The organism is Belnapia moabensis DSM 16746, from assembly GCF_000745835.1.
Taxonomy (GTDB): Bacteria; Pseudomonadota; Alphaproteobacteria; order Acetobacterales; family Acetobacteraceae; genus Belnapia; species Belnapia moabensis.
Genome location: NZ_JQKB01000135.1, coordinates 1 through 8,379 on the forward strand (window position 1 = coordinate 1; position 8,379 = coordinate 8,379).

12 protein-coding genes are annotated in these 8,379 nt (G+C 64.9%); 5 read left to right on the forward strand and 7 right to left on the reverse strand.

Translation table 11 applies throughout. The features are described from left to right. The coding region (locus EP26_RS28205; RefSeq protein WP_043344227.1) for a transposase at positions 1 to 321 on the forward strand (321 nt) is incomplete at its 5' end. A gap of 435 nt (positions 322 to 756) precedes the next feature. Here EP26_RS28205 and EP26_RS28210 read toward each other — a convergent pair. From EP26_RS28210 to EP26_RS28220, 3 genes are all read right to left on the reverse strand, one after another. Beyond that, complete coding sequence (locus EP26_RS28210) at positions 757 to 951, reverse strand: hypothetical protein (protein WP_043344230.1); 195 nt, start codon at positions 949 to 951, stop codon at positions 757 to 759. 193 nt (positions 952 to 1,144) lie between these two features. Next, complete coding sequence (locus tag EP26_RS28215; RefSeq protein ID WP_043344231.1) at positions 1,145 to 1,348, reverse strand: hypothetical protein; 204 nt, start codon at positions 1,346 to 1,348, stop codon at positions 1,145 to 1,147. 368 nt (positions 1,349 to 1,716) lie between these two features. Next, complete coding sequence (locus EP26_RS28220) at positions 1,717 to 1,923, reverse strand: cold-shock protein (protein WP_043344234.1); 207 nt, start codon at positions 1,921 to 1,923, stop codon at positions 1,717 to 1,719. A gap of 672 nt (positions 1,924 to 2,595) precedes the next feature. On the opposite strand from EP26_RS28220, the gene EP26_RS28225 reads away from it, so the two are divergent. From EP26_RS28225 to EP26_RS28235, 3 genes are all read left to right on the forward strand, one after another. Further along, on the forward strand, positions 2,596 to 3,600 hold the full coding sequence (locus EP26_RS28225; RefSeq protein WP_043344238.1) for a fatty acid desaturase family protein: 1,005 nt from the start codon (positions 2,596 to 2,598) through the stop codon (positions 3,598 to 3,600). A gap of 181 nt (positions 3,601 to 3,781) precedes the next feature. Then, positions 3,782 to 4,219: a CopG family transcriptional regulator gene (locus EP26_RS28230; protein WP_408735121.1), complete on the forward strand. Its 438-nt coding sequence runs from the start codon at positions 3,782 to 3,784 to the stop codon at positions 4,217 to 4,219. 120 nt (positions 4,220 to 4,339) lie between these two features. Next, positions 4,340 to 5,605, forward strand: a complete 1,266-nt coding sequence (locus EP26_RS28235; RefSeq protein ID WP_043344240.1) for an extracellular catalytic domain type 1 short-chain-length polyhydroxyalkanoate depolymerase — start codon at positions 4,340 to 4,342, stop codon at positions 5,603 to 5,605. Positions 5,606 to 5,641: 36 nt separating this feature from the next. On the opposite strand, the gene EP26_RS28240 is transcribed toward EP26_RS28235, so the two are convergent. From EP26_RS28240 to EP26_RS28255, 4 genes are all read right to left on the reverse strand, one after another. Next, entirely contained in the window at positions 5,642 to 5,917 is a 276-nt protein-coding gene (locus tag EP26_RS28240) for a hypothetical protein (protein WP_052389798.1), read from the reverse strand. 62 nt (positions 5,918 to 5,979) lie between these two features. Next, positions 5,980 to 6,792 carry an Ntn hydrolase family protein gene (locus tag EP26_RS28245; RefSeq protein ID WP_043344243.1) on the reverse strand — a complete coding sequence of 271 codons (813 nt, stop codon included), beginning with the start codon at positions 6,790 to 6,792 and terminating at the stop codon, positions 5,980 to 5,982. 558 nt (positions 6,793 to 7,350) lie between these two features. Beyond that, complete coding sequence (locus EP26_RS28250; RefSeq protein ID WP_169747526.1) at positions 7,351 to 7,611, reverse strand: hypothetical protein; 261 nt, start codon at positions 7,609 to 7,611, stop codon at positions 7,351 to 7,353. Continuing rightward, positions 7,559 to 7,813, reverse strand: a complete 255-nt coding sequence (locus EP26_RS28255; RefSeq protein WP_043344248.1) for a hypothetical protein — start codon at positions 7,811 to 7,813, stop codon at positions 7,559 to 7,561. Before EP26_RS28255 ends, EP26_RS28250 begins: the two co-directional genes overlap by 53 nt. Positions 7,814 to 8,150: 337 nt before the next feature. Here EP26_RS28255 and EP26_RS28260 point away from each other — a divergent pair. Continuing rightward, positions 8,151 to 8,379: transposase (locus EP26_RS28260; RefSeq protein ID WP_169747527.1), on the forward strand; the 229-nt coding region annotated here is incomplete at its 3' end.

Below are 8,379 nucleotides of genomic sequence, written 5' to 3' on the forward strand. Positions count from 1 at the left end.
CTGCTTGAGGAGGTCGCCGCGCAGTTACCAGCCGGCACCCATGCGGTGATGCTGATCGACAACGCCGGATGGCACATCGCCAGCGATCTACGCGTGCCGCCGACCATCAGCCTGGTCCACCTGCCGCCCTACTCGCCCGAGCTGAACGCCATCGAGAAGGTCTGGCAGTATCTGCGGGACCGCTACCTGTCAGGCCGCCTGTTCAGCGGCACGCGCGCCATCGTCGATGCCTGCTGCGAAGCCTGGAACAAGCTCATCGCCGAAACCGGCCGCATCCGATCATTGACCGACTTCGAGTGGGCTCGACAGGTCAATCCATAGTCAGGTCGGTATATGGGCCACTTGCAAGACCCCAGTCCCTCCCCTGCAATGGTCAAACTCAGCCGGCGCGTCGCCGTCTCAAAGGTCCGCATGGCATTCAACGGCAGGGGTAGGCGGCGCCCGGACCTGCTGGTTACCGATCTCGGGCTGGCGAACGGCATCAACGGGCGCCAAGTGGCCGAGGCGGCGCGTGAGCGGCAGCCGAACCTGCCCATGCTGTTCATCGCCGGCTATGCGGGGACGTCGCTGCCGCCAGGGGTCAAGCTGACCGACAAGCCTTTCGACCTCGACCTTCTCGTCCGACGGGTCGGCGCGATCTTGGAAGCGGGCCGCGGACCGCCGCCGATCGGGGCCGGAATGCTTAAAGGCGCTTTGCGGCACGCCTCGCCTACGAATGGCCGACGCGGTGTAGGGGAAATGGTTGGCCGCAGAGCCTCAGCGGCGCGCCATGCCCTTGCGGATCTCGCGCTCGACGGCGGAGCGCTCGCTCGTGCCGGTGCGACGGATGATCTCCTGCACGATGGCAGGAGATACGCGGTGCCGCTTGGAGAGGTAGGCGACCTCCTCCTCCACCCGAACCTCCGCTGCCGGATCAGCAGCTTTGGACTTCGTCTTGTTGGTCTGGGCCATGGCGTATCCTTGGCATCCGGCCTCGCCAAGGCGAGGCTGTAGGCTTATTGCTATCGATCGGGCGGAGCCGGCGCACGCCTCAGTCGTGACGCGAAGTGCAGGCCGAGATAGCAGCACCGGCGGCCGATCCGCCGCATCCTGCCAGGGGCGGTGGCGGATCATGGTCCGTCCGGCTGCGGCCTCAGCCCAAGGGCTAGGTCAAGCCGAGGCGGAGTTGGCTCTCGCGCACAACACGCTCCTGGCCGTCGCGCTGATGGCGCACGCGATATTCACGGTCAGCCCCCTCATTCGGAAGTAGGCGCAGGATCGTATAGGCACCACGCGGGACGCCAGCATCGTACCAGCCGGGGATCAGTTCGACGCTCTGGCCAACTGCTAAGGTGTGGGGTTGCTGCATGACCGTTTCCTGCGGGGCGGTGTGGTTCGGTGCGATACCAAGCATCCAGGCTGCCCGCGCGCCCCGTTGCCCTCGGTCAACCGATCAGATCGAGGACGATCTGACGGATTTCGTCCTGCGTTAGGCCTGACGGCTCTGGCAAGCGCGGTGTTTCGGTGGGACGAGCCATCCTGGGCGTCTCGGTCATTGAGCCAGGCCCAATCGAGGCACTCAATAATATCGTGTTAATTGTAGTCCTTTCACGGCAACGTCGAACAATGACGCTGCCCTGCAGGGCTCCCACCAAAGAGAAAGCCCTGGATACTCACGCATTCCCCACGGGAACTGCGTGGCGGGTGAGGCAGCCGAGGCTGCCTCACCCGAAGTCGTCAGGCCTGCTTCAGGTTGCCGGCCGAGGTCTTACCCTGCTGCCCACGTTGCAGATCAAACTCGAGCTTGTCGCCCTCACGCGGTTCCTGGATGCCCGAGCGCTGGACATCGGAGATGTGGAGGAAGACGTCCTTCGAGCCATCATCGGGCTGGATAAAGCCGTAGCCCTTAGTTGCGTTGAACCATTTGACGGTGCCGGTAGCCATGGCGGTACTCCGTTCACGAGAAAAAGTACCGCCCCGCGACGTCGCAGGGCGGATCGAACTTCGTGGGGAGACGGACACCAGGCTCAGCGCTCAATCACGAGCATGGGGAGCAGGCCGAACCAAACGAGGCTGACAAAGATAAGATGGGTTGTGGGTGCAGCTGTTGCAACCACAAATCATGATACTTCCAATGTACAAGACCAGGTCGAACCTATGAGAAAGCTGCCCATCTCGACAGGGCTGTGGTCACAATGTGCAGGACGAAGTCGCCTGCCGCCGGCATGATCGGTGACTTTGATACTACCTGCAGCCGGTTAGCAGTGATCTGCAGCTCGCATCTCCATCATCACATGATGATTGGAAAGGCCGGCAGCGCCTTGATCACCCCACGCCAGATACGGGAGTTCGTTCGGCATCCCCTTTGTTGACAGATCAAGCGGTGTGAGTTGCTCAAAATGAGAATGATAGCAATGATTTATAGGTACGTCCTGGAATACAAATTTCCTGAGATCCAAGGTTTTTCAGCCACCGCTCAGGTCCCTAGCACAGTCGTGTGCGGTGACCCTCCTGACTTGGTGTAGCAGAGTGCTTCGCAGGTCGAGAGTTCTTACCGCCATGCCTGGAATAAACACCAAGAATCATTCCGGAAAAGCCGGCGGGCTCTCGCACCGCATGTTCGACCGACAGGAGCTTAGGGCGGTCACGCAACGCTTCCAGCGGGCGGTGCCGCGCACAGCGGCGTGGCAGCTCGTCAGTACCTTCCTCCCGCTCCTGGCCGTGCTGGCGGCGATGCAGGCGGGCCTTGCCCTGGGCTGGTGGTGGGCTTTGCTTCTGGGGCTGCCATCGGCGGCGCTGACGGTGCGGGTTTTCGCCCTGCAGCATGATTGTGGACATGGCTCCCTGTTCGGTACGCCGCAGGCGAACGATCTGGTCGGGCGAATCTGCTCGCTTTTTACCTTCACGCCCTATGGGCATTGGCGGCGGCAGCATGCGGGGCATCACGCGACCTGGAACGACCTCGACCGCCGCGACCGCGGCACCGACATCTATTCGACCTGCGAGACGGTTGCCGAGTATCGCGCAATGAGCCGCGGGCGGCGGCGCCTCTATCGAACCATGCGTCATCCGCTCTGCATGCTTCTGCTGTTCCCGCCGCTGGTGTTCCTGGCGTTGTATCGCCTTCCCTATGACGCCCCGCTCGGCTGGGGGCGGGAGCACCACAGCGTCCACCTGACCAATCTCGCACTCCTTGCCGTCTATGGCGGGCTTGCGATCCCCCTCGGCATCTGGCCGGTGGTGGCGGGCGTGCTGGCCGTGATGGTGCCGGCCAGCATCGCCGGCGTCTGGCTCTTCTCGGTGCAGCACCGCTTCGAGGGCGTGCACTGGGCCCGCCATGCAGCCTGGGACCGAGTGGCCGCGTCGCTCGCAGGCAGTTCCTACCTTCAGCTGCCGGCGCTGCTGCGGTGGTTGACCGCGAGCCTCGGCTTCCACCACGTGCATCACCTCGCGCCGCGGATCCCGAACTACCTGCTCGAAGCCTGCCACGATGCGCATCCCGCCTTCGCCACCGCGCGAGTCGTGACGTTGCGCGAAGCCTTCTCGGCACCCGACCACTTGCTATGGGACGAGAAGGCCAGCCGCATGGTGACTTTCAGTGAGGCCGAGCGGCACGCGTAGGTTCCGCCTCCGGCCTGCGTCGAGGTTCGGCAACTCAGCCAGGACCTCGATACGTATGTACAACGGAACTGATCTCACACAGCATCCAGGCGGCAGCCCCTACTGAAGCAGTTTCCCACCCTCAGGGCACCGCTTGAACTCTGCACTTTGGTATCCCATCTACCATCCACATGGATGGTGAATGGACGGTGTGCGGATGCCAGATGCTGTACCCGAACTGCGTCCCAAGGTTGGCGGCGATACCGAGAAGATCACCATTAATCTGGGCTATGTCGACCTTGGCCACATAGACCTACTGGTGCAGGACGGCTTCTACTCCAACCGCACTGACTTCATCCGCACCGCCATCCGCAACCAGATCGAGCGGCATGCCGATGCGGCCAAGCAGTCAATCGTACGGAAGAACCTGGATCTGGGCTTGCGGCACTACAGCCGCGAGCAGCTCGAGGCGGCACGGGACACCGGGCAGATGCTCCATATCCGGGTCTTGGGTTTGGCCAGCATCGCACCCGATGTCACGCCAGATCTGGCCCGGGCGGCGATTGGTTCGATCTCCGTCCTGGGTGCCCTCCAGGCCAGCACCGCGGTGAAGGCCGCGCTCGCCGACCGCACCCGCTGACTGCCCTCCGCCACAGGACGGCGCCAGACAGTCACCACCATCGGCATTCCACGACGGAGTGCAAAGCGAGCCTTCCTGCACGGAAGGCTGGCCTGGCTTCGCATCCCGAAAGCACCTGACATGAACGCGATTTCCCCGAAGGACATGCTTGAGGCCACCCGCCTGACCCGCGAAGGCAGGCTCGCCGAGGCTTCAGCGCTGCTGCAGCGTTTCCTGCACGGCGATGTGGCGCCTCCGGGCACCACAACCGCCACACCCACCGCCACCCGGACCGCACGGGCGCCGCGTATCATCGACGTCGACCCGGACACCGGCGAGGCAGCTGGCCCCGCGCCGGCCTCCGACGCGGCACGCAAGGCGGTGGCCGGCCGGTGGCCGACTGCCGGCATGGGCAAGGCCGCCATGCCGCAGATGCCGGAGGCGCTGCGCGGCTTCCTCGATCAGATGAACCAGGGCGGCCTCGGGCAGGGGCTGGACGGGTTCGCGCGGCACGTCCCGGCGCCTGAGCCGTTGCCCAAGGGGGCACGGTTCATCGCCGGGTCCTTCGATGCCGAAGCCGGCAGCCGCGGTTACAAGCTGTATATCCCGAGCACCCGACGCGACCGAGCGGCGCCGCTGGTCGTCATGCTGCACGGTTGCACGCAGTCGCCCGACGACTTCGCCGCCGGCACGCGAATGAACGCGCTGGCTGAGGAGCATGGCCTGCTTGTCCTCTATCCGGCACAACCCAGTTCCGCCAACGCCCAGAGGTGCTGGAACTGGTTCAGCCCAAGCGACCAGAAGCGCGACCAGGGGGAACCGTCACTGATCGCAGGCATGACGCGGCAGGTCATGCGCGAGCATGCAGTAGATTCACGACGCGTCTACGTCGCCGGGTTGTCGGCCGGCGGTGCGGCTGCCGCCATCATGGGCCAGGCCTATCCCGAGCTCTATGCCGCGGTCGGGGTGCATTCCGGCCTGGCCTGCGGTGCGGCCCGCGACATGCCCTCCGCCTTCGCCGCCATGCGGCAAGGCGCGGCCGGCGCGCCGCTGCGAGCGGGTGATAGGCGGCGGGTGATCCCAACCATCGTGTTCCATGCCGATCGCGACACCACCGTGCATCCCAGCAACGGCGATCAGGTCATCGCGCAGTCGGGCGCCTCAGCCAGCGGGCTCCGCACCGAGGTCGAGCGAGGCCAGGTTCCCGGCGGGCATGCCTATAGCCGCACCCTGCACGCCGATGCCGAAGGTCGGGCCGTGCTGGAGCAATGGCTCGTCCATGGCGGCGGCCATGCTTGGTCCGGCGGCAGTCCGGCCGGGTCCTATACCGACCCACGCGGGCCTGATGCTTCGCGCGAAATGCTCCGCTTCTTCCTGGAGCATCCGCAGGGCAGCGCGACCACGTGACATCCGGCGCAGTTCGGCCGGCTGCCGGCGCGAGCCTCAGTCGCTTACATGATCTCCGACCAGGGTCCCGATCAGACGGAGCAGAGCCTGATGCTCGGGACCCTGACCGCCGCGAGTAAGGAAATCGCCGATCTCGAACTCGGCGGCGCGCCCACCCGATGCAAGATTGGGCTCGTGCCGCACGAACACCCGCCCGGAGCCGAGCTCACGCGCGAGGAGCCAGCGGTCGCCGTTGGAACTCGCATAGAGTTCCCTGGCGCTACACGTCTCGGCTACCGCCACGATGCGATAATCCGGGCTGCCATGATCCATTCCCATCTCTCCTCGGAGGTTCCCGCGTCACGGGGGCATCCCAGTCGCAGGGGAGCCCCGCCTCAGCCTTCCTGTCGAAGGCCAACGGGGTAGAAGCTCTTCCGCTGTACCCAGCGGAAGCCCTCGTGCTTGGTGATGGCGGCGATCTCGACCGCACCACCGACGCTCTTCGGCAGGAAGACGGCGAAGCGGACGAAGCCGATCGTGGTCTCGACCAGGAAGCGCGCCAAGTCGATCGCGTCCTGGATCGGCATGGCGGGGACGGAGAGCGTCGCATAGAGCTCCCGGACCAGCTCCTCCTGCAGCCTGCCAGCTTCCTCTGCCGGCATGCCGTGCTTCACCAGCGCATCCCCAACATCGAAGCCGAGGCCGAGAATCAGTCGGTTGAGCGCCTCGTACTGGCCGTCCCACATCACGCCGAAGCTGGTCTCGTCCATGATCCGCCGTGGCGGTGGGCAAGCCCGTCCGGTCATGCTGACCTCCCATACCTCGGCGAGTGGGCGGCCGGCAGAGTAGCCGCAGAGCCGGAGTTGAAGGTTGCTCGGCTCGGGGCAGGGGGCAGCCTTCTCCTCGAAGAGGAAGGTGCGCAGCCGCCCGGCCAGCTGCTCCATGGTGTAGCGCTCGGGGTCTAGGCGCCAGTCGAGATGCGCCGGGTCCCGCCCGGCGAAGCGCCGCCGCAGATCCTTCAGCAAGGTCTCGACGGATTCATTACCAATACCGCCTGCCCCGGTAGACATCGCCCCGATCGGAAAGCCTTCGCACAGGTTCGTGATCTTATTGGCGTGGGCGTAGATCTGCCCGCTGCTCATGGTGCCGGCACTGTCAGCCGCCATGACAACACCGTCGTTGATCTTCACGGATACAATGATGGTCACGGTGCTGCTCCCCGTAGCGGTGCCGAACCCGCATGAACGGCGCCATCATCCTTGCGCAGGGGGTAGGTTTCACCCACCCGCTATGGAAGGTATGCGCGGTGCAGACGACCGCTCGGGCGGGGGGCGCCGGTCGGCACCGTGACGGCGGCCGCGGTCCCGTACGTGGTGATCGAGTTCCATGGTCGCCTTATCGGCAGCGGCCTCGGCTGCGGCGGCTAGAATGCGCCAGCGCCGCCGATAGCGGATCGTGCCCAGCAGCTTCGCAATCAAGCCCACCATGACAATCCGGCTCCCTCACAGACGACGTCCCGGCTGGCGGTCCCGCGACCGTGCCAGTCGCGTCAAGCAGACGTACTGGCCGACCGCGAGTTGCCAGCGCACCCGTCCTCGGAGCCATCCTCCTGCCCGCCACGCCCCAACGGATTATCTGGTATTCGGCAGCACATCATCGACATCGCCGGACCAAATAACCAGCAGATCCGACCTATCCGGAGACTTCATCCTGATCTTGTTCAGCGCGATGGTCTCGATCGGCCGGCTTGTAGCAGCGGCGCTCGTTCAATCCTCCAAAGCCATCAGCGAGATGGCACAGGCGACGCTGTGCCCGTCCTCCACGATCTCGAACAACAGGCGCCTACCGTCGCACCATAGATCCATTGCGATCGGCGTGGCGGTCGGTTTGGCCATACTCATTGACTCTTTGTGCGACAGAAGAAGTTCGGGCGGCAGTTCGCCGCAATCCAGGCTGGGCAGCTGCAACGCTGCCTCAAAGGCGATCTGCCGCCTGCGCTTTTTCCAGTTCGCGAGGATCGACGACAAGCACCTGGACGAGCGCTCCGGCGCCGTTGGCTAAACGCGTGATCGTAGTCGAAACACGGCGGTAGGCCGGGAAGGAAAGGCCCTCGACTAGTTCTTCCTCGGTCTCGACGGTGTAGGTGCCGGCCGGCTGCACCCCTCCGGCGCTCTTGATGGAGAACGGACGCTGAAACACGACGGTGCTGGTATGCGTGCGAGTGGTCATGAATGCGCTCCTGCGCCGAGGTCGGCGCCGCTCGCCGAAAGGTCAGCTTTGAGAGCGGCCCGTCCCGGGCACCGCGGCAACTCTCCAGCAGAGAAGGCACTTGGCGAGACGCCACCCGGGTTTTCTGGCGGTTTACGTACTCGATATGGTGATGAGGAACGCCATCCCCCGATCACAACTCGCGTGGGATCAGGCCAGCGCCTGTTCCAGGCATCCGCCCATCGGTCGTGAATGCCGCCTTCTCGGTCGATGAAGCGTACCTGTTGTGACGGCCCCACCTTGCGAAACGTCCCGGGCTTGAGGCCGTGATGTCGGTCTCTGGCTGATGGAGGCAGGTATGGAGGCGGACGTAGAGACCACGAGTACGCATACAAGTACGCTTACGAGTGCTCGCAGCGAGGTGGTGGAGGTGGTGACCCGCGGCGAGCGGCGCCGGCTGTGGTCGGATGAGCAGAAACAGCTGATCGTGGCCGAGGCGATGCAGCCTGGAGCGTTGGTCACCGAGGTGGCTCGGCGTTGGGGCATCGGCACGGGGCTGATCTACACCTGGCGCCGGCAGATGCGGC

Excerpts from the sequence above, each read along its gene's own strand:
- EP26_RS28210 (WP_043344230.1), bottom strand. The coding sequence starts at position 951 with ATGGCCCAGACCAACAAGACGAAGTCCAAAGCTGCTGATCCGGCAGCG.
- EP26_RS28235 (WP_043344240.1), top strand. The coding sequence starts at position 4,340 with ATGAACGCGATTTCCCCGAAGGACATGCTTGAGGCCACCCGCCTGACC.
- EP26_RS28215 (WP_043344231.1), bottom strand. The coding sequence starts at position 1,348 with ATGCAGCAACCCCACACCTTAGCAGTTGGCCAGAGCGTCGAACTGATC.
- EP26_RS28220 (WP_043344234.1), bottom strand. The coding sequence starts at position 1,923 with ATGGCTACCGGCACCGTCAAATGGTTCAACGCAACTAAGGGCTACGGC.
- EP26_RS28225 (WP_043344238.1), top strand. The coding sequence starts at position 2,596 with ATGTTCGACCGACAGGAGCTTAGGGCGGTCACGCAACGCTTCCAGCGG.
- EP26_RS28240 (WP_052389798.1), bottom strand. The coding sequence starts at position 5,917 with ATGGATCATGGCAGCCCGGATTATCGCATCGTGGCGGTAGCCGAGACG.
- EP26_RS28230 (WP_408735121.1), top strand. The coding sequence starts at position 3,782 with ATGGACGGTGTGCGGATGCCAGATGCTGTACCCGAACTGCGTCCCAAG.
- EP26_RS28255 (WP_043344248.1), bottom strand. The coding sequence starts at position 7,813 with ATGACCACTCGCACGCATACCAGCACCGTCGTGTTTCAGCGTCCGTTC.